This is a genomic window from Pseudoalteromonas sp. bablab_jr011, from assembly GCF_016464045.1.
Lineage (GTDB): Bacteria > Pseudomonadota > Gammaproteobacteria > Enterobacterales > Alteromonadaceae > Pseudoalteromonas > Pseudoalteromonas lipolytica.
In genome coordinates, this window is sequence record NZ_JACDWU010000197.1 from 1 (window position 1) to 26,464 (window position 26,464).

The following is a 26,464-nucleotide window of genomic DNA, read 5'->3' on the forward strand; positions in this document are numbered from 1 at the left end:
ACCGCCCAGAAAAGTATTGGCGTTTAATGAGTTACAAACAAATGCAGCAGATAGAAGAACAGCTTGATAACGATATTTATCGCTTTAACTTTGATGGTGCAATAACCAACCCTAAACGCTGGGCAAACGAAGAAATCACCAGACCATGGGAAAAATGGCCAATTGACGAAAACTTAAATCAGCCCGATACAACGCCTTATTGGAAGCGGTTAACAAAAACATTATTAAGGCAAATAGCAATGGGTGTTTAGGGTTTATCTTAACTAAGGTGAAATTGAGTATTGTCTAAGTTTTACTGCAAAATCAATGGTGTTAATTGTTTATTAGTGTACTTATTCGAGAAAGATTGTGGTAGTTAGGCTAGCTTATTTAGTATTTGTTATTATTTTTATTTCAACACAGGAATTAACGGGTATGTTTGGTTTCTTCAATAAAAGTGATTTTTTGTTATCGGCTCCAGTTCAAGGTGTTTTACTTGATAATGGCAAGCCGGTGGCAAAGCAAGGAATAACCCGTTCGCTTACTTATGGTAAAGAATATATTGATGAGACGATAACAGATGATAATGGCCGCTTTCGCTTTGATGAAAAGCTAATACGAACAGCCAAACCTGCAAATATGTTTGATAATGACTCGCTTATTCAACACATTTATCTTGAAAATGGCACTCCTGAAGGTATTGTGCTTTGGTATACAAGTATTTCAATCCATGAAAGTAGTAATACGCTTAAAGGGTTGCTTGGCGATCTTGTTTGCGAGCTCTCAAAAAGCCCGCAAACAGTTGATATTCAAATTGAAGAGGCACCTGAGCATACTTTTGCTATTTACGGTATGTGCGAACTGAGCAAAGCAAAACTTTAATCTCTTTCTAACAGCACAGCGCCGCTGTGCTCTTCGCCTAAATAATCGTCTTTATTGTAGATAGGGCATTTGGCCATTGATAAGCAGCCACAGCCGATGCAGCCATTAACGCGTTCGCGTAATCGCTGCATGTATTGAATTTTTTCATCTAATTGAGTTTGCCAGACTTTAGAAAGTGCTGCCCAATCTTGCTTTGTTGGCGTGCGTTGTTCAGGTAGAGTGCTTAATGTTTGCTTGATGTCTTCAAGAGTAATCCCCATGGTTTGCGCTGCTTTAATAACCGCAATTCGGCGCAGTACATCGGGCTTATAGCGGCGTTGATTTCCGTTATTTCGCCAGCTGCGAATAAGTCCTTTTGATTCATAAAAATGCAAAGTCGATACTTTTACACCGCTGCGTTTTGCTACAAAGCCAACGGATAGGTTCGCTTCAACAAGTTTTTTCTCACACCCTGACATATTTTACTCCTAAGTATTGACCTAAAGTTAGCTTGAGGTTTTACGCTGCACCCATCATAAAAAAAGGAGTGACAGTAATGCAACAAAAACCGACTACGAACACGGTAATTATCTATTCAAGTGCCCGAAAACAAGGTAATACGAGTTTGCAAGTAAATGATTATAAAACACAATATGGTGGCGATGTGGTTTGCCTTGATGATTATAGTATCTCGCCATATTGCTATGACAAGCAGTACAAAAATGATGATTTTTATGCGGTGTTCGAGGCGTTATTAGGGTACGAGCATTGGGTACTTGCATCGCCTGTTTACTGGTATAACACGACACCCCAGTTCAAAGCATTTTTAGACCGCATAACCGATTATATGGATGACGAAACACTCAGACCAAAACTAAGAACACTGCGTGAAAAACAGTTTTCACTGTTATCAAATGCAGGCTCTGCTAAAGCGCCGAATGCGTTTATTGACATGCTTAAAAACACCTTTAATTATTTAGGCATGAGCTTTAAAGCACATCAACATATTGAGGCTAGTTAAACGCAGATAAACAGGGTAGGCTAGAGTAAAAAAGTAACAGGATTCTTTATGAAATCAACGCTATTAGGCTTATCGCTTACCTTGTTAACCACGTTTAGCCATGCCGAGCAAACTAAGCCTGCAATTGAAGGTTTTGGTTTTTATTATGATGTACTAAATCATGCGCCTATCGCAGAGCAAGCGATCTTCAAAGTCGTGTTTGATGTGGCCGATGCTGCACAAAAGGGTAAGCAAAATAATAGTATTAACTCGTTAGCACGCTTTATTAATATGCATATTGCCCATGGTGTAAAACCTGAAAATATTCAACTGGCTTTAGTTGTACATGGCGGGGCAAGTGTCGATTTACTCGAGAACAGTTTTTACAAGCAGCGTTTTAATAGCGACAATAAAAACCAGCAATTGATTTCACAATTATTAGCGCATAATACGGTTGTCTATGTATGCGGCCAGTCGGCAACCCATATGAAAGTTAAACAAGAGCAGCTGATCCCCGGTGTACAAATGGCACTATCAGCCATGACAGCGCATGCACTCTTACAGCAACAGGGTTATACCCTGAATCCATTCTAATGAATATTCTCTGTTTTGGTGACTCAAATACGTATGGGATCTCGCCTGTAGATGGCAAGCGTTTCAACGATAATGAGCGCTGGCCAAGTTTGCTGGGCATTAAATTAGGGGCGGGGTCTCAGGTTATCGAAGCCGGACAACCTAACCGTACACTGACCAATGAGCCCCCGTTTAGTGGTGATAAATTAGGTGTGCAATATTTAGAACCTTACCTACGAGCCTATCATGTTGATACGCTTATTATTCAACTAGGTACGAACGATTTAAAGCGCCGATTTGCATTGTCGGTTGCTGATATTGCAAACGCACTCGACACGCTAATTATCGAAATAAAAAATCACTATCTGCACCGTGAATTGCCAAAAATTGTGGTGTTGAGTCCGCCAAAGATTTACGAGGTAGGGGCTTATCAGTCTATTTATGCAGGGGCTGCTAATAAAGTTAGACAATTGACTGCTGAGTATAAATTGATTTCTGAACGTCATAACTGTCATTTTATAAATGGCTATGAACTTATTTCCCCTTGCCCCACTGAGGGCATTCATTGGCCACAAAAAGAACATAAGTTACTTGCAGAACATTTATTTCAACATCTTTAAAGTAATGTTTGAGCAATTTCTTTAAAGGACTTACCAATTTTTAGAGTAGTGCCTGTGTTTAGCTCAACATGATCATGACTTATACTAATCACATTTTGATTGTTGACTAGTAATGATTTATGAATCTGGGTAAATGAATGAGATAGCTGTTCACTAAGCTGCTTAAGAGTGGCTGTCGCAAGTGTGACTTGCTGTGCTTGATGCAGCTTTACATAATTACCGTATGCTTCAATGTATTCAACAGAATTTAAATCAAACTTGCGCTTTTCTCGATCTACTTTAAGAGTAATATAGTTTGCGTTTGTAGCGCTGTATTTAGGCAAGCGATCACGCACTTTATTAAGCGCTTGATCAAGCCTTGGCGCCGACACTGGTTTCAATAGATAATCTGTTACATTCAATTCAAAGCCAGTTATAGCATACTCATGATAAGCACTCACTATGACGATTTGAGGTGGTTTAGCAAGTGCTTTTATCAACTCAAGCCCAGTAACTTCTGGCATATTAATGTCTAGAAAAACCATATCAACAGATGATTTAGCGAGTGCACATAAGGCATCTTTAGCACTATAAAATTGAGCAACTAACTTAATATCGGGGTGTTCTTGTAAGTGATGCTCAATAACTTGGTGGGCGAGAGGTTCATCGTCAATGATGATAGCTCTTATCATTTGATAACTCCAATATCAGTGTCGTTTGCCATAAATTTGATTGCTTTATAGTCGTGAGAGAATGTTTATTTGGGTAGAGTAGTTGAAGCCTTTTTTTTAAGTTGTTTAGCCCCAAACCCTGTTGATTTATTTTTTCTTTAACATTTATAGCGTTCTCACAGAAAAGTGTCAGCACATTGTCATCTACTGTGATTGAGAGTGTTATTTTTGTTTTATCTAATGCTGGTTCTACGCCATGTTTTATCGCGTTTTCTACGATTATAATTAGTAATAGAGGGGCAATATGCAGTGTTTCTAGTTTATTTGGCCATGTTAGGTTAAATGAGCATTTGTTTGAACTTCTAATTTTTTGTAGCTCAATAAAGTTCCTAATGTAGTTTAGCTCTTTCTCTAACAGAACATATGGTTTTTGGCCTTCGTATACTGTGTATCTTAATAAATCAGCCAAGTGCATCACCAACTGTGGGGCTTGCTCTGATTTTGTGAGTGTTAGCGCATATAAATTATTCAAAGTATTAAACAAAAAATGTGGATTCACTTGCTGTTGAAGAAGTTTTAATTCCATTGTGGTTTGTTGTTTTGCTATTTCATTAAACTTACTCTGCTGTTGTTGTCTTTCAAAAGCTAGGATTACTGGTGTGCTAATAAGTAAAAAGAAAAACATGAATTGATAATTATACTTAGAAAAAATGTTTTGGTTGCCACTCGGGGTCAAGTTTGCAATGTTATTTGGTAAATCATTAATGGGTAATGCTAATAAAATTGCAATAAGTAATGGGGTGAGAGTTACCATAAAAATAACGGATGCAACCACAAAAGTGAAAACGCCATAGTTTGCAAGTAAGTGGCGAATAAGTACGTAACGGTTGATTAAGTAGAGGCTATAAATAATGACTACATAAACGATAAGCTGAAGAAAATAAAATAAAAACTGATCAAATTCAGACAATAACTTACTGAAATCAAAAATTAATTCAAAAGGTTGATTTAATAATGGTTCTTCGTGACTATTTAGTATACCAGCTAGCAGGAAAGCCCAACATATGAGAATCGTTAAGGTTACGTTATCTAATGAAATGAAAGAGTTAAACCATTTTGTAAGGAAATCATTGTTCTTTACCATACCCTGTTGAGAAATAAGCCAAATCAGACTGGCTAATGTGCATAATAGCCAACATTCTACTCCGAGGTAATGCCACTGTGCATAGAGCGAAGAAATCATGCTAAGTGCATATACACTTAACGGATATAAAATGAATCCAGTAAGCCACACTAAAGTAGAGTTTTTAAATGTCTGCTTAAAAGTTAAAAAGTGAGCAGCTAAAAAGGGGGTGCATTCCAATAGTAACTGCATATTTATTTGCAAGTATAGAACTGGTGAGTCGAGTCTTAATGACAAGTAACGAGTATGACCTTCGAACAATATAGCTGCGAATAATGGCAGTAAGGCAATGAAGTACTTGCTATTAGTGCTATTCGACAGAAATGATAAAATAGCCCGCAAATGTCACCTCATTATCTTGTTTTAGCTTTTTAGTAATTACAATCTAGTAAACCTGCTTAGTACATCACGCCATACTAATATAGTCAAAACCATATTCATTTCAAGGCTTTATAGACTTTAAATCGAGTTTACTATTTTTGACCTTTATTGCACTAGTGTAATGATGAAAGTGTTATTTTTACTGATGAACGTCAAATATTGACTTTTATCCTGCGTTTTCTTGGGTTGATCATTACTTCCTCGCTAGTTTAGTAGCTGTTACTTAAGGTAACAGTCCGTTAATTAAGGAACGTAACTATGCTAGCACTAAAAAATATTAATAAGCGATATGCTGATGGTACACACGCATTAAATGACGTGACGATTCGTATCCCTAAAGGAATGGTAGGTTTACTTGGGCCTAATGGAGCTGGTAAATCGAGTTTGATGCGAACATTAGCGTGTTTACAAAACGTTGATAAAGGCCAAATAAACTTTGATGGTTTAGATGTTCTGAAGTATCCAAATGATATGCGTAAGCAGTTAGGTTATTTGCCGCAGCAATTTGGTGTGTACCCAACGATGAGTTGTCGAGCTCTGCTGGAACATATCGCTATTTTAAAAGGCCTTAATGCAAAGCAACGAAAGCAACAAATAAATGATTTACTGTCACTTTTAAACTTATCAACATTTGCAAATAAAAACGTAAGCCACTTTTCGGGTGGGATGAAACAGCGCTTTGGAATTGCGCAAGCCTTACTCGGTAACCCCAAGCTTATTATTTTAGATGAACCCACTGCGGGGCTCGATCCTGCTGAACGCGAAAGTCTTAATAATTTGTTAGTGGCTATTAGCAAGGAGCGTTTAGTCTTACTCTCTACTCATATTGTCGAAGATATAGAAAATCAGTGCCGATTTGTAGCAATGATCAATCAAGGTCATCTCATTCAACATGGAAATGTGGATGATTTAATAAATCAACTGGCTGGTAATGTCTGGTTATTGAAAAGTCTCCCATCAAATTTAGCTAAAGGTTCATTCGTATTAAGTCAAAGCTATCGATATGGTGAGCCTATTTTTCGTGTTTTTGCCTTGGAATGCCCCTCAGCCGAAGCAATAGCAGCAAAAGTGACGCTTCAAGATAAGTATTTTTATGAATTAAAATCACAAGAGGTAAAAAATGCTACTTCGTAATGACTTAAAGTATCTTTTTAGTCAGCCTATTATTTGGTTATGTAGTGTTTTTTCTCCATTATTTGCATTTACACTGTCTTCTGGTTTGGCTATTGAAGAGGGAAATACGCTTAAGCAGTTTTCTTTACACTTATTATCAATACAAATGATACAGCTCACTGTGCTGGTTGGAGTAATAGCCCCAGTTACTTTTTTGCGTGATCAAATACATAATATGGATGAGATTATCAGTACTACGCCTATCACATCTAAATATAGATCACTGCTTCGTGTAGGTAGCTTACTTATATGTCTTTTGATTATTTCAATGATGAGTTCGTTGGTAATTTGGCTCTATCAATGTCAAGTGCATGGCTTTGATTGGCAGGCAGTTAATCATCTATTTTTTAATAGCTTTTTTTTACTAATTCCAAATTGCTACCTTCTTATTGTGATTGCTTTTTGGATCTGTGACAGGTTTCAAAGTGCCTTGGTTAGCTATACTACTTTTGGCATTATATGGGTTGGTTACTTGTTTTTCGCTAGCATTACTGGCAATCCCATTTTGGCGGGTAGTGGGATCGTTAGCGAGTCTTTGTATCAGATGTCTTTATGGTTTGATCCCTTTGCATACACCGCTTTTATTGCTGGCTTTGCTGAGCCCCACCATTGGGAGCTTATAATTAACCGTTTGGTAATAATTGTACTTACAACGGTTATATATATCTGGGCAATACGCACCACTAAAAAAAATATAAATAAACCCGTACAGATCCGTGAGCCAGTATTGAATTCGGTTATGCATTACAGGTCCGTAGTGCCCAGAGGGAACGATTGGTTTATGCTGGGAACACTCTATCAGCTATCACTTGCATATATACTAAAACAACCAATAACGTCACTCATTTTATTTCTCTGGTCTGTCGTGGTATTTAACAGTGTCGCCTCATCATTTGAATATGCTGAAGCGATGAGTATTGTTAGCCCGACGAGTATAGATGCAATCAATCACTACGCATTTGATATGCATATACTTTTTGGTTGTTTACTGCTTGCTCTTTGGAGTTGGCAGGTAAGTTGTTATGCAAAACGATTTAATATGGCGGAGCTTATTGCCGCATTGCCTGTAAAAACAGTGACACTTTTATATAGTCAATTATTAGTGGTAGCTACTTTAGCGATAATATTTTCCGTGATGAGCTTTATCGGCACCTCCTTGGCAGAGTGGTTCAGTGGCAGTGAATATCAGCCTAGTCAGCATATTTATATATTAGCTTTAATGTTATTACCGCTTATTTTAGTTGCTTGGGTGACAGTATGTATTTTCAACATATGCTCTTCTTTAGTTGCTGGCTTATTTGTCATTGTTATCTTGTTGCTTAAATTTACGCCAGTAATGACTTTCTTTGGTTTCACTCATACTTTTTGGAGTTTAGCTTGGACACCTTTACAAGCGCCCAATGAATTTTGGGGATATCGTGCTAGTTTAAATAATTACTGGCCGTACATGAGAGTTTGGCTTATTGCAATGTTTAGCTTTGTTGCTGTTAGTCAAATTTTTAACCACCGTGGTGTAGGGGTCGGTCGGCGACAGATAAAAGTAAAAGATACTTGGGTATTGGTTCCCATTTTTCTATCACTTAGTTTATTTGTGCAATTACACATAAATTTAGTTTCTGAAAAGCCGCTAACTAATTCTCATAAGCGAGAGTCATTTAAGGCAAACTACGAAAAAACTTTTGTTGATTGGAAGCATAAAAAGCAACCAGTTATTAGTCATATTGATGCTAATGTTGATTTTTACCCCTACAAGCAGTTTGCGCATTTTGAACTCACATATACACTTACTAATCCTCATTCAGTTGATATAAAACACGTTTTAGTTGGTAGATCTGGCTTTTATAAATGGGCAAACATAAAAATTGCAGGTGCAAGGCAAGTTCGCTTTTATCCAACATTGAATCAAGCAGTGTATGAGTTTGAGCGTGCTATTAAACCAAATGAAATACGGCAACTTTCGTCTCGATTTGAGGTTCGGCAAGCAAAGCTGTGGCCAGCAGTAGGACATCATATGTTAACTCCTGAGTTTAATTATATTCGCTCTGTGCCTATGCTGCCAACGGTTGGCTACCAAGCTAATTATGAGCTAATAGATATTAATCTTCGAAAACAATATGGCTTACTTGATAGGAACGTATCCCTCCCTTCTAAGCAGTTTGCTTCTGAGAAAAATAGACCAGATAGATATGATCACATAACAATGTCGAGCACAGTTTCAACTGCGGTTGGTTACCACGTTGTTACACAGGGCAAACAAATCGCTCATCAGCGTGAAAATGCTCGGGAAATTTTTAAGTTTGAAGCGGCATCAGCATTCAATAATTTACCAGCCTGGCTGTCTATTCCTTACTCACCAGTAATAGAGCAGTTTGGGGATGTTAAATTGCAGGTATTTGCAAAGCAAAAAACGTTACAACAGTCGCCAAATTCAATAGTCATTCATTTACAGGCAATGAAAGATACACTGACTTGGTTCAAAGACAATGTCGTTGCTTATAAAGCAAAACAATTGAGTTTGGTTGCAGCCCCTAAGTTTGGAGGAACTGGTTTTGCCTTACCGCAAATTATACTCATTGAGAATAAAGTAGGCTTTAGGGCAAGCCCAAGTATTGATGCAGGTTTTGATCAGCGATATCGACGTGCAGTGCATGAAACGGCCCATCAGTGGTTTGGTCACGATATAGGCAATAGCGTAAATGAAGATAGTGCCTTTTTAGTCGAATCAATGGCTAAATATATTGAATTAGTGATGATAGAAAAACGCTTTGGGAAAGCCGCTATGAATTTTCTTATTGAGTATGAAACTAGGCGATATGAGCAAGCTTTACGTGTGGACATTTCAGCTAAACAGTCGCTTGTAGACTCAACTAAAAGTTATGATCAATACTCTAAAGCAACGATAATCTTTGCAAAACTAAGAGATAGGGTGGGTGATGAAATCATTATTAAAGCACTCAAGTCAGTCTGGGAAAACTATGCATTTCCAAACCGACCTGCGACTTCTATGGATTTAATACGGGCTTTACAGTTACAAGTCAATACTCAGGATAAGGCACTGATTAATCAATTTTTCTTAGAGCCTTAAACACAAGATTTTATGGTCTTAAAATAACCCATTTAATTATGAAAATTTAAATAAATTGAGCAAAAAAGCCACAGGTAATGAAACACGGTGGCTTGGGCTTTAACCTTTAAATTGAAAGGGGAATAAACCATAAACCCAGATAACACTTTTTCTTCTGTGATATGTAATTACGATAGCTTATTGTTGGATAACAGTTAGAAAAATGACTTATTTTAGCTATCAATCTTTTATCCATAACTTTCTACTCAGTCGTTATATTTAGTTTTTTACACTGCTTATTTGTAATACAAAATGAAATTCACCTAAAAGCCATGTATAATTTGCGCCCTTTAAATAACCTCTTTGGCTTGTGTAACGTCATAGTGGGTTTTTCATTATATGGGGTCTTTTCGTGAAAACGTTGCTCAAGCAGCATGGTGTTATTTTTATTCTTCTCAGTATGTTAACAGGCTTAATGGGCGCGTTTGTAAACCCATTAATGAGTTTATTTATTGTTGAAGGCCTTAATTCGCCCCCTATATATTTAGGTGTTTACATGGTCGCGGTTACCTTAACGGGTATAGTGATTAGCCAATGGCTGGGCGGTTTGGCTGATAAAGGCACAAGCGCACGTTCACTGTTTATGGTGGCTGTTTCAGGAATGGTGTGTGCGCTCATTACGTTTGCCAATGCAACTGCATTTTGGCAAGTAATGCTTGCTGGAGTGCTGTTTTTAGCGATGGGTAATGCTGCAATACCGCAAATGATGACAGTCGCTAGGCAATGGGCAGCTCGACAAGATAACATTGATATAACAAGCTTTAATTCGCGTCTGCGTGCTGCCATTTCATTTGCTTGGGTCGGTGGGCCGCCCTTAGGTTATTTTTTAGCGTCGGGTGGGCAATTTAGTTTGTCTTTTTATTTTGCTGCTGGGTGTGCATTACTCGCACTCATTTTTGCTTTTCTATTTATTCCAGACTACAATAACAAAAAGCGCACCGGCCTTGGTGAGCAAGCACCAGTGACCCCCAGTTCGTTTTGGTGTTTAGGTTTAGCTATTATGTTGGGTTCTACAGGCAACATAATGTATTCCTCAGCGCTGCCTCTTTACAGTATTAATGAACTGGGTTTTGCACAGCACACACCAGGCATATTTATGGGGGTGGTGGCTTTTTTAGAAATTCCAATTATGTTGTATAGCGCTAAACTTGCTAGAACACACAATAAAATAACATTGCTTGCAGGGGCTTTTTGCTGTGCGATCGTGTTTTATGTCGGTGTATTTTTTGCCTTTGAAGTATGGCACTTAATCGCTTTGCAACTGTTAAATGGTGTGTTTTACGGTATTTTTGCGGGGATTGGTTTAACGGTTTTACAAGACCAATTACCAGATCGTATTGGCTTTACATCAGCATTTTATACCAATGCAATTAAGCTCGGGGTAATGTGCGGGGCGGGTGCTACAGGTATTATTGCACAGTTTTATAGCTTCCGGTTTGCAACACTTGGCTCCATTACAACCGCATTGTTTGCCATGTTATGCCTAGCGCTTTTTAGGTTGCTGAAACAAAAAGAAGCGCAGACCGAAAAGCGGTTTGTTGAACACTCAGCAATTTAGTTAAGCGTCATGGTATTAAACTGAAAAAGCCCAGTAAATACTGGGCTAAAACAAGGGAGTGTTTATTAATTAAATAAATATTTTAATGTTAGTGATGTTGTACGGCCATTGATTGTACGAGCACGAATAATGTCGTTATCAGGCACTGACCCTTCTTCTGCTTCGGTAATACCCACTGTATCAAATAGGTTATTTACATTTAGCGATAAGTTTAAGTTTTCAGATAAGTCATAGCTTACAAAGCCATTTACTTGCGTGTATCCATCAAACTTCAGGTCGTTATTATCTTGTGCGTACGCATCCGTTGTGCCGATAAAGCTTAAGCCAGCAGAACCTTTATCAAAGTTATAACGCGCCATTAAAGAGTAAATTAGATCTGCTTGGCGACGTGGTGTATTACCAACAAGTTCTGGCGAAAGCGCGTCTTTTGCAATTTCGGCATCAGTCCAAGTTAAATTACCACGGAAATCCCATGCATCGATAAAGTAAGTCGATTCAATCTCAATCCCTTTAGCCTCGTATTCGCGGTCAAAGAACTTTTGTGATGTTGCTTCAAAGTTTTGCTCTTCGGTTTCAGCATAGAAAGCAGTTGCAAAGATTGACAGTGAATCAAAACGTTTTTTAACACCGATTTCGTACTGGTTTACTTCATCAATCGCGTCTTCTTTTGCAACTGAACCATCAGCTTGAACCTTACCAAATAGTAGACGGTCAGCATTCGCACGTCCGCCTTTGCTCAGGCGGGCAAAAGTCGCAAAACTTGGATCAATTTGATAGTTCGCACCGACAGAATATGAGCTGTAATTCCAGTCATAGTTAACGATGCTTGGGTTTGCGTTATCGATACCCGCTACATTTTGTTCTGGAATCGAAATAACGCCGTCATTATTCATATCGACAGTAGATGTTACAGCGCCGGCATAGTTACCACGAGCTTCACCGCTGTCATAACGAGCGCTTGCGTCAATACTTAAATCACCGAACTTGGTAGCAACGTTTATATAAGGAGCACGCGTTTCGTACTCGGTATCGTAATTACGTTGGCAGCAATTTCCCCAATAGGGTGTCCCGTATGCGTATAACCCGTTTTCTGAGTAATTGTCGCCATTGGCTGCTACCACATCAAGCAGGGCTGCATTATCGCCTTTAAGCTCCATAACATATGAGTTCCAAAGCCACGACATGTCAATTGACTGGCTAGATGCAAAGTAACCAAAAGTAACACTGGTGTCATCAGAGAATGACTTCGTTAGTTTTAGGTCATTAACGATAGAGCCCATGTCGTTAAGCGTTACATCAAATGTGTGGATACGCATGGCCAGATTATCACCATAGTTTTGACCAGCTGAGCCACCATTAGCATAAATCAGTGATGCCCCGTCGCCTGCAATGCTTGAAGCGATTGAGCTTGCGCTGGCAACTTCGGCAGGAATAAGTGAAATAAAGTTACCGCTAACAGATGATTTTCTAAAGCGATTTTCAATACGCCAATCGTTTTCTAAATCGAATGCAGCTTCAAACCCTAGCGATGTTACTTCAGGGTTCATACCATTTGTCATGTCACCGGTGCTAATTTGGTTATCACCATTTAGGCGCAAGGTTTGTGTAAATAATGCTGAATGTGGTGTGTCTGATTGTGCGTCAAAGCCTGGGATTGAGTCGCCATTTGAATACATTGGCATTGGCAGGTAACCCACGCTTTTATCATCTAAGTGCTTAAAGTATACACGCACGTACCCTGTATCAAACTCTTTGGTTAGGTTAGCCTTGATTTGACCGCCTTTGTTTGATGTGTAGCCAGTTTCTCGCGGACCTTCACCTTGGCGAATAAAACCACCAATATGATAGCGAACACTGTCACTTAGATAAGTACCGTATTCAAAGTCTGTGCGAATAGAGTCGTAATCAAGACCCACTGTCGTTGACACGCTGCCTGACTCATTTTCACCTGTTTTAGAAATAAAGTTAATAATACCGCCAGGGGCGTCACTTGCAGCGGTAGAGGCTGAGCCACCACGGATAGATTCAACGCTTTGTACGGTAGAATCTAAGCGCATGAAAATGTCTGCGTTACCAAAGGCAATATCGCCAAACTGCATAACGGGTAAGCCATCTTCTTGTAGTTGTAAGAACTTAGCACCCCCCGATGCGACAGGTAAGCCGCGAACTGCGATATTTGCATTACCTTCGCCACCCGTTGATTCAGAGCGCACACCCGGAATGGTTCTAAATGCTTCTGCTGTTGAGCGAGGTGTTGATACTTCAATTTCAGCCAATGAAACACTGCTGACCGAAGAGCTAGATGCCATGATGGTTGTGCGGCGGGGTACACCCGTCACAACAATTGTTTCAAGGCCTGTTTTTTTTGCTTCCTGCGGTGCTTGTTGCTCTTCAGCATACAGATTGTGGCTGATAGCAAGCGCTAAGGCGCTTAGAGTGTATAGGGCGTGTTTGTGTGTTGTCATAATGTGCCTCATCTCAATCCAAAGGTGACTTTGTTGTCTTAAAATTTAATCTTAATCGATTAAGTTAAGATAGCAATTAATTTACATAGTGCAAGTATTTTTAAACAAAAAGTTGCACGTTTTCTATTCAAACGTTGATTTTAAATAACTTTTTAATGGCTCAACGCGCTGTGTTGAGTTAAAGCGTGCTCTGCAGGGTTGCGTAAATAGTTATAGAGCATGGCTAAAAATAGTAAACATGCGAACCCTGTCGCTAAGTAAAAGCCATAGCGGATATGCCCGAAGTAATCACTGATCATGCCCATTAAAAGGGGGGCTGCGGCGGCTGATAGGGCGGTAAAGAATAAAATAACGCCAGCCACAGCTCCATGCTGCTGCACTGCAAAACATGAAATTCCCTTAGAGTTTAAAGTAGGGTAGATCATTGACATAAATAGGCCTGATAGTGGTAATAAAAACACAGCCCACTCAACGCCGCCTAAAATTAGCCCTATGTAACACAGTGCTATCCCTAAGCTTAAGTACAGCATAACTGCTTGCCAGCTAAAATGATTTAATAACCACACTGCCATAAAGCGCCCTGCGGCACGCAAAATAAAGAACAATGTAAGTGCATAGGTCGCTAACAATTGCCATGGACCCTGATAGTCACCTAAAAGTGTCGGCATCCAAACGTAAATCGCCACCTCGGTTGCAACATAAAGTGCAATTGCTAGCGAAAATCCTAGTGCGTATGGGTTTTTCATCATTTCCATGGTTGTCGCAAGTGAGGCTGGCTTTGCATGCTTGTCTTGCTTTTTAGGTTTAGGGTAGTCAGCTCGCCAAGCGGTAATCGTGAGTATTAAGCACATTATACCCGCGATAAGGTATAGATAGGTCCAACTGACTTTCTGGGTGATTAAAAAGCTAACTAACGCAGGACCGACAATGGCGCCAACACCAAAGAAACCTTCGACTAAATTCATTGTTTTGGTGTGTTCTAAATTATTTTTAGAAATATCACCTAATAAAGCCAGTGCACCTGTTTTAAATAAGCCTATTGCAAGGCCAATACAGCTTAACAACAGGACAAACACCATGAAATTACTGCTCACTGCAAATAAAAAGCAGCTAATTGTAAACAAACCCAGTCCTAGCATAATTGTTTGTTTACGGCCTAAACTGTCGGCAAGAAAACCTAAAAACAGTCCGCTAAACGCAATTAAAGCCATCGGTGCATAATGAAAAGCACTGGCTTGCGTCATACTGAGATCAAACTCTTTAATAAGCTCTGGAATGATCATACCGACGGCATCTGATGTCATAGCAAACATAAAAAACATCATATATGTCAGCCATCTAATCGTTTGCAAAGGATCGTGTGTTCTATTCATGGTTGTATCCTCACATGAAGGCTTGCGCCTTTACTATGTATCTTAGTGTATAAAAGTTATAAAAACTGCTTGAATAATTTGCTGTCGTGGTTAAAGATATAACTTAATCGATTAAGTTTCAACTTGGTATTAACAATTATGATCAACAATAAAGTGCAATTAATCACCTACGCAGACCGGATTACTGGTCAAGGTATTGATGAATTAAGTAATTTATTAAATGGCCCACTTAAAGATGTGTTTGCAGGTGTACACTTATTGCCATTTTATAACCCGATTGACGGCAGTGATGCTGGTTTTGATCCCATTGATCATAGTGAAGTGGATTCACGCCTTGGCAGTTGGCAAGACATTCAAGCATTAGGTGCAAATTATGACTTAATGGCTGACCTAATCGTCAATCATGTGTCTGCTCAGTCATATCAATTTAAAGATGTATTAGCGAAAGGCAAAGAGTCTGAATTTTGGGATTTGTTCTTAACCAAAGACGATGTTTTCCCAAATGGAATGTCTGAAACAGAACAAAAAGCCATTTATCGTCCACGCCCTGGTAGCTGTTTCACACCTATTAAGTGTGGTGACGGTAATACGTATGACTTTTGGACCACGTTTACCGATAACCAAATTGATATAAATGTTAAGTCATTAGCAGGTATTGAATACTTAAATAATGTATTAACTAAGTTTTCAGAAAACAACGTCAATATCATTCGTTTAGACGCTGCAGGCTATGCAATTAAACAAGCTGGCACAAACTGCTTTATGCTCGATGAAACGTTTGCTTATTTAGACAAGTTGTCTGCTCAGGCAAATGATTTAGGCATGGAAACCATTGCTGAAATCCACAGCCATTATCAAACACAGGTTGAAGTCGCTAAACGTGTCAATATGGTATATGACTTTGCTCTTCCACCTTTGATTTTACATAGTTTATTCAGTAACAACGCTGATGCACTCGTAGACTGGTTGGCTATTTCACCGCGTAATTGTTTAACCGTGCTTGATACACATGACGGTATTGGCATTATTGATGCGGGTCCAATGGGTGAAAAGCCAGGGCTATTAGATGCTGAACAAATTGATAATCTTGTTGAAACGATACATGAAAAAAGCAAGGGTCAAAGTCGCTTAGCAACCGGTGCGGCTGCAAGTAATGTTGACTTGTATCAAGTGAATTGTACTTATTACAACGCACTTGGCGCAGACGATTTTGATTATTTACTCGCACGTGCCATACAGTTTTTTGCGCCGGGTATTCCACAGGTTTACTATGGCGGATTATTTGCGTGTGAAAATGACATGGATTTATTGGCTAACACCAATGTAGGCCGTGATATTAATCGCCCATATCTGAGCGCGGCTGATATTGATAAAGCACTTGCTAAACCGGTTGTTAACGGACTGATCAAACTGATTAAGCTGCGTAACGAACATCCTGCATTTAATGGTGAGTTTAATGTTAAAGGCGAAGGCACTAGTTGCTGTTTAAACTGGCATAAAGATAATAGTTCAATTGAACTTAAAGTGAATTTTGCCAGCCGAGAAGTGCTCATTATTGATCAGCATGATAATGAGCAAGTTTTAATTTCTCTGGCTGACTTTATCGCTTAACCGCTTTGGCCTATTTGCAGCTGGTAGTCAATCTGCGCTACTTGCTGTTCTTTTGATAAAAATAAGGTCGCTGCTAAGCGGCCTTTTTCTTCGCTATTTTGATGTATTGTTGTGAGTTTTGGCACAAATCGCTGGCCTTCATCAATACCATCAAACCCGACAATTCTGACATCGTTTGGAATAGAAAGTCCCATTTTGATAGCCTCACGCATGGCTGCTAAAGCAATTAAATCACTCATGCATAATAAGACATTAGGTCGGGGAGTGCTGCTTAATGCCTCTTTAGCTGCAATACTGGCGAAGCGTTCACTGCTTTCAGGAATATTCCACGTTCTATCATCGCTGAGTGTGACGCCCGCTTCGTTAATCGCTTGGTGATAACCCCGCAAACGTTGGTGTGCGATAGATTGCCCTGCTTCAAACTCGTGATGTTCATATACTCGGCACAACACATTATCATTAAGGAGTCTAAGCCCTAAAATTGCCACCCGATCATCACTATTTTCGAGGGCATGCATGGCAATATCAAAACTTGCTTGTTGATTATTCACATTGACCGACGCTTCACGGCCAATGTCAAAGTCTACAGTAACGACATGTTTTGGTACTTTTTTTAACTGTTCGACTAGCTGTTTATTTCGGGGTCTACCATAACAAATAAAGCCGTCAACAAAGTCAGCGACGCTGTTAAGGTTGTCGCTGTTGCCAGAAAATAACAGCAAGTTAATGCCATTTTTCTCGAGTACCGATGACACACCGCGCATAAAACTACTCGCCACTGGATCTGACACCATATACTCAACGCTATCAGGTAGCACTAAGGCAACAATATTAAAGGTGCCACGGCGCAATGATTGCGCAGCTTTATTTGGCCCGAAATACCCGAGTTTTTTACACGCTGCTAAGATTTCTTCTCGGCGTGCTTTCGACAGTTGATCTGGACGATTAAACGCATTTGATACGGTGGCATTTGAAACCCCTAATTCATTGGCAATACTTTTTAAGGTCCAGCTTTTAGGTTTTGACATGGTGGCAACTTAATCGATTTACTTATCAGTAAATTACCATAGAAAGACCCGAAAAAAAGTGTTTTTAACGATAAAAATAAGCGTAACATACAGATTAACTGACTTTTTGTTTACGAAGGTGATGAGGTTTGATTTCAAAATTACCAAAATGGGTAGAAGTTGGCGCATTGATCCTTGCGTTAGTCGCGGGGTTTGTCAATGCGATTGGGTTGCTTAGTTTTGAACATCAGGCAGTCTCGCATTTATCGGGTACGGCGACCTTACTTGGTGTAGGTATGATTAAGGGCAGTGTATTGGGTCTTGTACATGTGCTCGGCGTGCTTGTGTCTTTTTTAGTCGGATCATGCATTGCTGGTTTTTTTCTGAACAGCTCGGCATTAAAGTTAGGGCGTCATTACGACACCGCGCTATTTATTGAAGCTTTTTTATTATTGGGAGCGTTATGGTTGTTGTCAGAGGGGTCTGGCTATGGGCACTTTTTGGCTTCGGCGGCGTGTGGTTTGCAAAACGCACTAGCGACCACTTACAGTGGAGCTATTGTTCGTACGACCCATGTTACGGGAATTTTTACTGATTTAGGTATTATGTTTGGGCGCTTTTTTCGGGGGGAGCCGTTAGATAAACGAAAAGCCAAACTGTTTTTGCTGATCATCGCAGGTTTTATCATCGGCGGCTGTTTAGGGGCCTGGTTTTTTATCCAGTTTGCCTTTTTAGCTTTGCTGGTGCCGAGTACGATTTGTATTTTGTTGGCAGTGACTTACCGAGTATATTCGCACCGTATTACAGAGTAACTTAATGACTGGCAATGCTTTTAGGTGTTGCCCCAAAGGTTTGTTTAAACAGCCTGCTAAAGTGACTAAGGTTATTAAAACCAAGTTGATAACACACACTACTAATAGACTCACCTTTTTCTAAGCGTTTATAAGCCTTCTGTAATCGCAGTTGCTGTTGCCAAAGTGCGGGAGTAGAGCCAAAGGCTAGCTTAAATTGTTGATAAAATTTACTGCGACTCATACAGGCAATTTTACACAGTACATCAATGTCGATAGTGTGCGCTAAATGTTGCTCAATATACTGGATAACATGGCTCAGTGGTGTTGCAAGCTTGCCCTGTTTGCAACTCGCAATCATTAAATCACGGCTTTGTTGTTGTAATAGTCGAGTGATAAGTTCATTCAGTGAAAGATCGATTAAGTAGTCTCTGTGCTGCTCATTTTCACTAAATAAATTGATCATGCGTTCGAGTAGTTGTTGGGTTTGAATGTTGTGCTCTGCATGGACTAACTTAGGCTCATAATGAAAAAAATCATCATGGCTAATTTGCTGCTCAACATTCAAAGCATCAACCACTTGGCTAATTTTGTCGGTACTAATTTCAATAGCTAAACAGGTCGTAGGCTGATTAAGAGATGCGTTTGGAAAATCAATTAATACCCCTTGCTTTGGCGCTAGTACAAACGACTGGTGTGGTAAAAACTCTTTGTGGTAGTCACTGTCGGCAACATGCATAATTTTTTTACCGCTGATCATGCCGCAAAATAATAGTTCGCTGGAATGCAGCGCGACTTTTTGTGCATCAAGGTAGGTGTCGTAAATGCTTAATTCGGCATGCTCACCGGCAAAACTTACCTTATTTTCAATTAGCACATCAATACGTTGGCGTTTTTTATCTAAGCGACTGTTGATTAGTGATGTGTTCATTGTTACCTCGTGTTTTCCCTTAAATTTGGACAAATAGTCAAAAAATCTGGACTGGGAATCAAATGTGTTTTGTTGAACTAGGCTAACTTCACTAGTTAGCGGTTAAATAAACAATAACCTACCGCCTAAATAAAATACAACAATTTGAAGAGAGAACACATTATGATCTATGCAAATCCAGGCAGTGAAGGTGCCAAAGTTAGTTTTAAAGCGCAATATGAGAACTATATTGGAGGGCAGTGGGTCGCCCCTGTTAACGGTGAATACTTTGACAATATTAGCCCAGTAAACGGTAAGGTATTTTGTAAAGTACCTCGTTCAAGTAAAGAAGACATCGAACTTGCACTTGATAAAGCCCACGACGCAAAAGCAGCATGGGGCACAACATCGGTGACAGAGCGTAGTAATATTTTGTTAAAAATTGCGGACCGTATTGAGCAAAACCTCGAAATGCTCGCAGTGGCTGAAACGTGGGATAATGGTAAAGCTATTCGCGAAACCCTTGCTGCAGATGTTCCGCTGGCGGCGGATCACTTTCGTTATTTTGCGGGGTGTGTGCGTGCTCAAGAAGGATCAATTGGTGAAATTGACGAAACCACAGTAGCGTATCATTTTCATGAGCCTTTAGGGGTTGTCGGGCAGATTATTCCATGGAACTTTCCACTATTAATGGCTGCGTGGAAACTCGCTCCAGCACTTGCAGCGGGCAACTGTGTTGTTTTAAAACCTGCCGAGCAAACACCCGCATCAATCCTTGTTTTGCTCGAAGTGATTGGTGACTTATTACCAGCAGGTGTATTAAATGTAGTGAATGGCTATGGTAAAGAAGCGGGTGAAGCGCTGGCAACCAGCACACGCATTGCAAAAATTGCTTTTACTGGATCAACGCCTGTTGGTTCACATATTTTAAAATGCGCCGCCGAGAACATTATCCCTTCGACTGTAGAGCTCGGTGGTAAATCGCCCAACATTTTCTTTAATGATGTGATGGACAAAGATGATGCATTTTTAAGTAAAGCCATTGAAGGGGCTGTACTTGCTTACTTTAACCAAGGTGAGGTGTGTACATGCCCATCACGTTTGTTTATCCAAGAAGATATTTACGAGCAATTTATTGAACGTGTACTGGCGCGCACATTACAAATTAAACGGGGTAACCCGCTTGATACCGAGACCATGGTAGGGGCGCAAGCATCACAAGCGCAGTTTGATAAAATTTTAAGCTATATTGAAATTGGTAAAAAGGAAGGCGCCGAAGTACTTACCGGTGGTGAAGTAGAGCAGTTATCAGACGAGCTTAACGGGGGTTATTATATTCAGCCAACGCTATTAAAAGGCACCAATGATATGCGTGTATTCCAAGAGGAGATTTTTGGACCAGTGATTTCTATGTCTACTTTTAAAGATGAAGATGAAGCATTAGCGCTGGCCAATAGTTCTGAATTTGGTTTAGGAGCTGGTGTTTGGAGTCGAAATATGAACCGGGCTTATCATTTTGGCCGCAAGATTGAAGCTGGCCGTGTTTGGACAAATTGTTATCACATGTACCCGGCACATGCGGCATTTGGTGGGTATAAAAAGTCAGGGATTGGTCGCGAAACACATAAGTTAGCGCTTGACCACTACCAACAAACTAAAAATCTATTAGTAAGTTACAGTGAAAATCCACTGGGCTTCTTTTAAAAGCAATTTCTTATTGTTGTCGAAACTACCCAAACGCCACTTTTAGTTAGTGGCGTTTTTTCATCTATTTGTAATGCGCTTTTTCTGCTATTAATCAATTATTAATAGCAGGGAGTAAGTTAATAATGATAAGAAATACGACAATAGATGATAGCGAAGCGATTGCTGAGATTTATAATTTTTATGTTCTTAATAGCACCGTGACCTTTGAAGTTGAGCCGGTTACTGGGGTCGAAATTGCAAAACGTATACAGGCCAGTCTTGATTCTCATTTACCATGGTTGGTTGCTGAGGTTAACGGCAAGATCATTGGCTATTGTTATGCAACACCGTGGAAAGCGCGTAAAGCATATCAACACTCCGTTGAAGTCTCGATTTATTTAGATGCGCAGTGTCAGGCACAGGGAGTGGGTACACAACTTTACACTGCACTTTTCACACATTTAAAGACGCGTAATCTGCATGCTGTTATGGCAGGTATTGCACTACCTAATGCTGCCAGTATTGCATTACACGAAAAGTTTGGTATGAAAAAGGTTGCAAATTTTCAACAAGTTGGAAGGAAATTTGATGATTGGATTGATGTTGCATATTGGCAGGTTATTTTATAGCTGACATAAAAAAGCCCAGCGAACACACAAGCTAAGCTTTTGACAACAATATGGTTGAGTCACCGCGTATGCACTGACTCGGTATAAAAAAGCTTAGAGAACACACAAGCTAAGCTTTCGACAACAATATGGTTGAGTGACCACGTGTGCAGTCACTCACAATAAAAAAGCTTAGAGAACACACAAGCTAAGCTTTCGACAACAATATGGTTGGGTGACCACGTGTGCAGTCACCTGGAATAAAAAAGCTTAGAGAACACACAAGCTAAGCTTTCGACAACAATATGGTTGGGTGACCACGTGTGCAGTCACCCGGAATAAAAAAGCTTAGAGAACACACAAGCTAAGCTTTCGACAACAATATGGTTGAGTCACCGCGTATGCACTGACTCGGTATAAAAAAGCCCAGAGAACACACAAACTAGGCTTTTGTGACAACAATTCGGTTAAAGAGCTAAGTTTTGCTTAGCGCGGTTTAGGTTGTGATTAACTAAATCATTACCTGAGATTTTCACCGCTTCATAAAAATCTGCTAGAGCAGCCGTGTCGTTTTTCGACATAATGCGCGCAATACCACGGTTACTTAAAGCGAATGATGTAAGTTCACGGCGCTTATAGCCGCGTACTTCGCTTTTGTTAAGAAGCTCAATTGCTTCTGTGCAAAGTGATTCTGCGTGACTGAAGTTCTTTGACTTCACGCTTGCTGCACAACGATTAAATGCAAGTTCATATTGACGATTTAAGTCAGTTGATTGTGTTGTGTTTGCTAACACAGCATCATACTGGCCTTGCATAATGGCTTGCGATGAATCTGAGTCATTGATAACCATTAATTTATAGTCACTCTGATCAGCGATTGCGAAAGCTGAACAAGTAAGTAATGAGCTAAGGGCAAGTCGTTTTAAAAGTGGTTTAAACATGGTTAGTTTCCTCGTTAATCGCAGCATCGTTTGCTGATGAGTTAACTTTAGAGTAATCCATCTAAACCGACAAACGATTAAAATAAACCTGATAGATGAATTTTTTTAACTCATAGCCTGTTTGTGTAAAAGGGCGAGCGACTTGAGTGTGTTTGATTTAAAGGTGAAATAAATATCGCTTGCAATTTCATATTTTAAATATACGATCCGTATATGTTTCATATATTGGTGATGTGATGGGTATTGTTAAAATTAGTGATGAACTGCATGAAGAAATCCGTAAAGCAAGCACGGCGATGGTGCGTTCAATAAACTCGCAATCAGAGTACTGGATTAAAATAGGTATGTTAGCCGAGCTCAATCCAACCATGACCTACAGTGACATTATTAAAGAACAGTTACAGCTAGCGGATGTTGCCGTTAAGGAAGGAATCGATGAAAAAAGTGGTAATTAAAACACAGGACGAGCTGGCGCTCATGCGTGAATCGGGGCGCTTATTAGCCAAGGTGTTCGCGTATTTAGACCCTCATGTCAAAGCGGGGGTAACCACAATGCAAATTAATAACCTTGTTGAGCGCTATATTGTTGATGAATTGCAGGCAAGGCCGTCGAGCAAAGGCCAGTACGATTATCCTTATGTGCTAAATGCCTCTGTTAACGAGGTGGTATGTCATGGTTTTCCTAATGAAAAGTGCGTTTTAAAAGAGGGAGATATCGTCAATATAGATATCACACTTGAAAAAAATGGCTTTTTGGCAGACTCCAGTAAAATGTACATGATTGGGGCGGTTTCACCGCTGGCAACGCGTCTGGTTAATAAAACTCAAGAGGCGCTGTGGCATGCAATCAACATGGTAAAACCAGGTGTGCGGCTTGGTGATATTGGTAACGCCATTGCAAATTTTGCTCGCCAACAAGGCTATAGCGTGGTGAAAGAATACTGTGGACATGGCATAGGGCAAGAAATGCATGAAGGACCCGATGTGCTCCACTATGGTAAAAAAAATACCGGATTAGTGCTTAAAGAAGGTATGACCTTCACCATCGAACCTATGATAAATCAGGGAACGGCTAAAATAAAAACCAAACCCGATGGGTGGACGGTTGTTACTCGCGATAAAAAACTTTCTGCACAGTGGGAGCATACTTTGGCGGTGACATCTGCTGGTGTGGAGGTGTTGACCTTACGTGAAGAAGAGCAACACTTTTTAAATCGCCTAAGTTAGAACGACACTTCGGGTGTTGGCTCTTCGGATAACCAATTTAAGGCAGCCGTTTTTGATTTGAATATGCTCATTGTCATTCCGGCTTTTTTATATAAGTTGCGGTACGTTTCTCGGAGCAGGTTTGCGCCTTCAAGTTCATCTGAAATCACCAACGCGGTTTTTTTTGAGGCGACACCTTTACGTTTTAGTTCTGATAAATACACCATCAGTTTTTCAAGTGCCCCCGGTGTTGCCATACATGAGTTTTCAAATTCAACCAATTCATACCAGCCTCCGTAGGTATCAATCAATTTAGTAATGTAGGCTTGTTGAATAAATGAATGCGCGTCGATAATTTCTTCGTTAAACGGTCCAGTCGCTGTTGCAAAGAGCGTGTGCTGATGTTGATAAAACTCAACTAATCCATGAGGTTTAAAGTTTTTATACGGAAAATGTTTGGTCGAGGCTGTGCTGCGCATAAATTCAATCCCTGAAACACGAATATACTGATTTATTATTAGTTTATTGATAGTAGCAGTTAATTATCCAACTTCAACCTTTGTGATTGCACAATTTTAAAACGTTAGATTTAAATATTAGGTATAACTACCATGTTGAACCCGCCTGAATATAGATAGCATTTTGTTCTGGGCCATGCGCTACATCTAAGCCAATACTGATACCATAATGCTCGTCAATTAAGTAACGAAAGCCCGCGCCTACTGTATTAACGGTGTCTGCTTTTGATAAGTCAGAAAAATTATCGGCAGCCCAACCCATACCCGTAAATGCATTTAATTTTATTTTATGAGTGACCTTATAACTGGCTTCTGCTTCAGTGACAAATACATTAAGTCCTTGGTAACGCGTAGCCGATACACCGCGCAAACTAATACTGGGTGGAATATATACGGGTAAGCGTTTTTCGCCTCGGTTATTAACCGAATCGTATTGCATACGTAATGCAAAGTTAAACTTATCGGTATAACGCCAGTAATTAAGAGCGGTTAATTTTAAACTGGTGTAATCGACTTTACTGCCAATCGCCTCATCGAAATATAAGTACTCGGCTTTATAGTTAAAGCCACGCTCAGGGTTAAGCGGGTTATCTCGGCTATCGTACTCTAATAAGGGGCCAATACCTGAAGTATTTACATCGAGTGAAAGGTGTTCTTTGATGATGCCATTCTCAAGCAAAAAATCTTCAATGGGGTTCTCTGCCAAGCTAATGTCCACCTGACGGTAAATTTGTTTGAAGCCATAAAAAAAGTTGCTGTCTTGATACCGAAGTTTTAAATTTTGAAATAGGGCAGGGCCTTCAATATTGAGAGAAAGTGGTGTGAGTAGTTTTATTTCATCAAAGGTGTAAAAGTCGAGGTTTATACTCGCCCAACCAATAATACCTTGGTAGCGAATACGGTCTTCATCCCAAAAGGTAATATGCCCAACAGCGGCTCCTTTGGTGCCATTTTTTGTGCCCATAAGACCCACTAAGCTGATGCTTTGTGGCAAGGTCGACCCTTCTTTTTTCTGCTTTTTTTTCTTCTTTTCGTTATCGTGAAAAAATAGCCCAACGACACCTAATCCAGGCCCGACGGCAGGCTCTGTAATAAAAGTTGGAATAGGTAAAAAAGAAATCGGTTCATCCACTTTTTGTTGCTGATTACTTAATTGCGTTTCTGCTGGCTTTATCGCGTAGTCATCATAGCTGGAAGCAACACTATGGGTACTCACGAACCATGCAGCCGCTAAATTTATTAGTACAACGTTTCTCACTTCTTTTTTACCTCAGTTTTGTGTTTTGCTTCCTTGGCGTTCGATTATCAATGTTTTTATAGCTGGTAGTTAAACTCCAAGCGATGGTCACCGTCCATGAAATCGACATTTTCATTCCGGTTTGCAAAATACCGCAGATTCATGCGTGGATTAATTTGGTAACTTGCAGCAAATTCGTGGGTTAGGATATGACTTTGATCAAGGCCATAATAATGGTCTTTGTAGGTATCACTTCCTCCAATGGTTGTTAACCAGAAGGGGTTGTAGTTCAGCCAGATTTTGTCGGAGATAGTAACTTTCGCGTACATACCTATTAACCCATACGCTCCCATAATTGAGTAGCCACTGTCTCGAGAGCCATCATCCTCACGTGCATTTTCACCCAACGACGCACCAACCCCAGCTAATGGATAAAACGAGAAACGTCCCATAGGTTTGAGTGCCTTAATATAGCTGTAAGATATATCCATACTTTCGTCGGCAACCAAATTCGCATTCAGGTTATAGGTTGCGTCTATTTGAGTGGCACTCATGGTGGTTAAATCAACAGAAAAATTACGGAAACGGAATGAATCGATTGAGTCTGTGGTTTTGCTATCACTGTCCCAACCGAATGTATCTCCGTAGATCCCTTTTACTTCAATGACATTCATTCCCGCGGTAGTTGCAATACCGGTGTCGTATGCTTGACCAATTTTAAGGTTAAGGCCTTTATTGGTAGCACCTATACCCACCTGTGTATATACAGCGAGTGGATCCGACATATCCTGTACTGCTTTTTCTTCAGCAGCAACCACGCAAAGTGGCACACTCAATGAGCATAAAAGAACAGAAAAGTACTGTGAGTTCATGTGTTGTCCTTACACAAAATAGAGATAAAAAATAGGTAGTTTAAGTACTTATAGTCTATTTGCTCGATGAGTTCAATAATCGAGCTGATAAAGTTAGTCGGTTACAAGCGAAGCATGGACTAGATCAATTTAGGGCA

General features: G+C 39.9%; 24 protein-coding genes and 1 pseudogene. 14 read left to right on the forward strand and 11 right to left on the reverse strand.

Going from position 1 to position 26,464, the window contains the following annotated elements; all coding sequences use genetic code 11:
• Positions 1-251: pseudogene (locus JIG41_RS11715) on the forward strand (hypothetical protein); the annotation flags it as partial.
• Between the two features lie 97 nt (positions 252-348).
• The gene (locus JIG41_RS11720; RefSeq protein WP_230235974.1) at positions 349-861 is read left to right on the forward strand and encodes a DUF6795 domain-containing protein; all 513 of its coding nucleotides are present in this window, start codon (positions 349-351) and stop codon (positions 859-861) included.
• On the opposite strand, the gene soxR is transcribed toward JIG41_RS11720, so the two are convergent.
• Positions 858-1,319 (reverse strand): redox-sensitive transcriptional activator SoxR, encoded by a 462-nt coding sequence (soxR, locus tag JIG41_RS11725; protein WP_036972328.1) that lies wholly within the window; start codon positions 1,317-1,319, stop codon positions 858-860. The genes JIG41_RS11720 and soxR overlap by 4 nt on opposite strands.
• Positions 1,320-1,396: 77 nt before the next feature.
• Here soxR and JIG41_RS11730 point away from each other — a divergent pair, with 77 nt between their 5' ends.
• From JIG41_RS11730 to JIG41_RS11740, 3 genes are read left to right on the forward strand one after another with little or no spacing between them, the layout of a single operon-like run.
• On the forward strand, positions 1,397-1,861 hold the full coding sequence (locus JIG41_RS11730) for a flavodoxin family protein (RefSeq protein ID WP_199524788.1): 465 nt from the start codon (positions 1,397-1,399) through the stop codon (positions 1,859-1,861).
• 48 nt (positions 1,862-1,909) lie between these two features.
• Positions 1,910-2,434: a DsrE family protein gene (locus JIG41_RS11735; protein WP_199524789.1), complete on the forward strand. Its 525-nt coding sequence runs from the start codon at positions 1,910-1,912 to the stop codon at positions 2,432-2,434.
• Entirely contained in the window at positions 2,434-3,033 is a 600-nt protein-coding gene (locus tag JIG41_RS11740; RefSeq protein ID WP_199524790.1) for a GDSL-type esterase/lipase family protein, read from the forward strand. The genes JIG41_RS11735 and JIG41_RS11740 overlap by 1 nt, the downstream gene beginning before the upstream one ends.
• On the opposite strand, the gene JIG41_RS11745 is transcribed toward JIG41_RS11740, so the two are convergent.
• Positions 3,030-3,704 (reverse strand): LytTR family DNA-binding domain-containing protein, encoded by a 675-nt coding sequence (locus JIG41_RS11745; RefSeq protein WP_036972324.1) that lies wholly within the window; start codon positions 3,702-3,704, stop codon positions 3,030-3,032. The genes JIG41_RS11740 and JIG41_RS11745 overlap by 4 nt on opposite strands.
• The gene (locus tag JIG41_RS11750) at positions 3,682-5,058 is read right to left on the reverse strand and encodes a sensor histidine kinase (RefSeq protein WP_081759758.1); all 1,377 of its coding nucleotides are present in this window, start codon (positions 5,056-5,058) and stop codon (positions 3,682-3,684) included. The genes JIG41_RS11745 and JIG41_RS11750 overlap by 23 nt, the downstream gene beginning before the upstream one ends.
• Positions 5,059-5,505: 447 nt before the next feature.
• On the opposite strand from JIG41_RS11750, the gene JIG41_RS11755 reads away from it, so the two are divergent.
• The 3 genes from JIG41_RS11755 (at position 5,506) to JIG41_RS11765 (ending at position 11,102) form a co-directional block, all read left to right on the forward strand.
• A complete protein-coding gene (locus tag JIG41_RS11755; protein ID WP_036972323.1) occupies positions 5,506-6,381 on the forward strand; it encodes an ABC transporter ATP-binding protein in 876 nt (291 codons plus the stop codon).
• Positions 6,368-9,505, forward strand: a complete 3,138-nt coding sequence (locus tag JIG41_RS11760) for a M1 family aminopeptidase (protein WP_199524791.1) — start codon at positions 6,368-6,370, stop codon at positions 9,503-9,505. Before JIG41_RS11755 ends, JIG41_RS11760 begins: the two co-directional genes overlap by 14 nt.
• Before the next feature lie 391 nt (positions 9,506-9,896).
• Positions 9,897-11,102 (forward strand): sugar efflux transporter, encoded by a 1,206-nt coding sequence (locus JIG41_RS11765; RefSeq protein ID WP_304635407.1) that lies wholly within the window; start codon positions 9,897-9,899, stop codon positions 11,100-11,102.
• A 65-nt stretch (positions 11,103-11,167) separates the two neighbouring features.
• Here JIG41_RS11765 and JIG41_RS11770 read toward each other — a convergent pair whose 3' ends face one another.
• On the reverse strand, positions 11,168-13,567 hold the full coding sequence (locus JIG41_RS11770; protein ID WP_074988709.1) for a TonB-dependent receptor: 2,400 nt from the start codon (positions 13,565-13,567) through the stop codon (positions 11,168-11,170).
• Positions 13,568-13,719: 152 nt separating this feature from the next.
• Positions 13,720-14,940, reverse strand: coding sequence for a sugar MFS transporter (locus tag JIG41_RS11775; protein WP_074988710.1), 1,221 nt, complete (start codon positions 14,938-14,940; stop codon positions 13,720-13,722).
• A 138-nt stretch (positions 14,941-15,078) separates the two neighbouring features.
• Here JIG41_RS11775 and gtfA point away from each other — a divergent pair, with 138 nt between their 5' ends.
• Positions 15,079-16,551 carry a sucrose phosphorylase gene (gene gtfA, locus JIG41_RS11780; protein ID WP_199524792.1) on the forward strand — a complete coding sequence of 491 codons (1,473 nt, stop codon included), beginning with the start codon at positions 15,079-15,081 and terminating at the stop codon, positions 16,549-16,551.
• On the opposite strand, the gene JIG41_RS11785 is transcribed toward gtfA, so the two are convergent.
• Positions 16,548-17,579, reverse strand: coding sequence for a LacI family DNA-binding transcriptional regulator (locus JIG41_RS11785; protein ID WP_199524793.1), 1,032 nt, complete (start codon positions 17,577-17,579; stop codon positions 16,548-16,550). The genes gtfA and JIG41_RS11785 overlap by 4 nt on opposite strands.
• Before the next feature lie 128 nt (positions 17,580-17,707).
• On the opposite strand from JIG41_RS11785, the gene JIG41_RS11790 reads away from it, so the two are divergent.
• Positions 17,708-18,370: a YoaK family protein gene (locus JIG41_RS11790; RefSeq protein ID WP_199524794.1), complete on the forward strand. Its 663-nt coding sequence runs from the start codon at positions 17,708-17,710 to the stop codon at positions 18,368-18,370.
• 1 nt (position 18,371) lies between these two features.
• On the opposite strand, the gene JIG41_RS11795 is transcribed toward JIG41_RS11790, so the two are convergent.
• Positions 18,372-19,280, reverse strand: coding sequence for an AraC family transcriptional regulator (locus JIG41_RS11795; protein ID WP_036972314.1), 909 nt, complete (start codon positions 19,278-19,280; stop codon positions 18,372-18,374).
• Between the two features lie 162 nt (positions 19,281-19,442).
• On the opposite strand from JIG41_RS11795, the gene JIG41_RS11800 reads away from it, so the two are divergent.
• The gene (locus tag JIG41_RS11800; protein WP_036972313.1) at positions 19,443-20,963 is read left to right on the forward strand and encodes an aldehyde dehydrogenase family protein; all 1,521 of its coding nucleotides are present in this window, start codon (positions 19,443-19,445) and stop codon (positions 20,961-20,963) included.
• Positions 20,964-21,088: 125 nt separating this feature from the next.
• Positions 21,089-21,574 carry an arsinothricin resistance N-acetyltransferase ArsN1 family B gene (locus tag JIG41_RS11805; protein WP_199524795.1) on the forward strand — a complete coding sequence of 162 codons (486 nt, stop codon included), beginning with the start codon at positions 21,089-21,091 and terminating at the stop codon, positions 21,572-21,574.
• Positions 21,575-22,020: 446 nt separating this feature from the next.
• On the opposite strand, the gene JIG41_RS11810 is transcribed toward JIG41_RS11805, so the two are convergent.
• Positions 22,021-22,494: a hypothetical protein gene (locus JIG41_RS11810; protein ID WP_036972309.1), complete on the reverse strand. Its 474-nt coding sequence runs from the start codon at positions 22,492-22,494 to the stop codon at positions 22,021-22,023.
• Positions 22,495-22,730: 236 nt separating this feature from the next.
• Here JIG41_RS11810 and JIG41_RS11815 point away from each other — a divergent pair, with 236 nt between their 5' ends.
• Positions 22,731-22,949 (forward strand): ParD-like family protein, encoded by a 219-nt coding sequence (locus JIG41_RS11815; RefSeq protein WP_036972307.1) that lies wholly within the window; start codon positions 22,731-22,733, stop codon positions 22,947-22,949.
• Entirely contained in the window at positions 22,930-23,721 is a 792-nt protein-coding gene (map, locus tag JIG41_RS11820; RefSeq protein ID WP_180311700.1) for a type I methionyl aminopeptidase, read from the forward strand. The genes JIG41_RS11815 and map overlap by 20 nt, the downstream gene beginning before the upstream one ends.
• Here the strand turns inward: map and JIG41_RS11825 are convergent.
• The 3 genes from JIG41_RS11825 to JIG41_RS11835 form a co-directional block, all read right to left on the reverse strand.
• Complete coding sequence (locus tag JIG41_RS11825; RefSeq protein WP_180311699.1) at positions 23,718-24,179, reverse strand: hypothetical protein; 462 nt, start codon at positions 24,177-24,179, stop codon at positions 23,718-23,720. The genes map and JIG41_RS11825 overlap by 4 nt on opposite strands.
• A gap of 127 nt (positions 24,180-24,306) precedes the next feature.
• Positions 24,307-25,476, reverse strand: coding sequence for a BamA/TamA family outer membrane protein (locus tag JIG41_RS11830; protein ID WP_244887007.1), 1,170 nt, complete (start codon positions 25,474-25,476; stop codon positions 24,307-24,309).
• Between the two features lie 56 nt (positions 25,477-25,532).
• Positions 25,533-26,327, reverse strand: a complete 795-nt coding sequence (locus JIG41_RS11835; protein WP_199524796.1) for a hypothetical protein — start codon at positions 26,325-26,327, stop codon at positions 25,533-25,535.
• Positions 26,328-26,464: the final 137 nt, after the last annotated feature.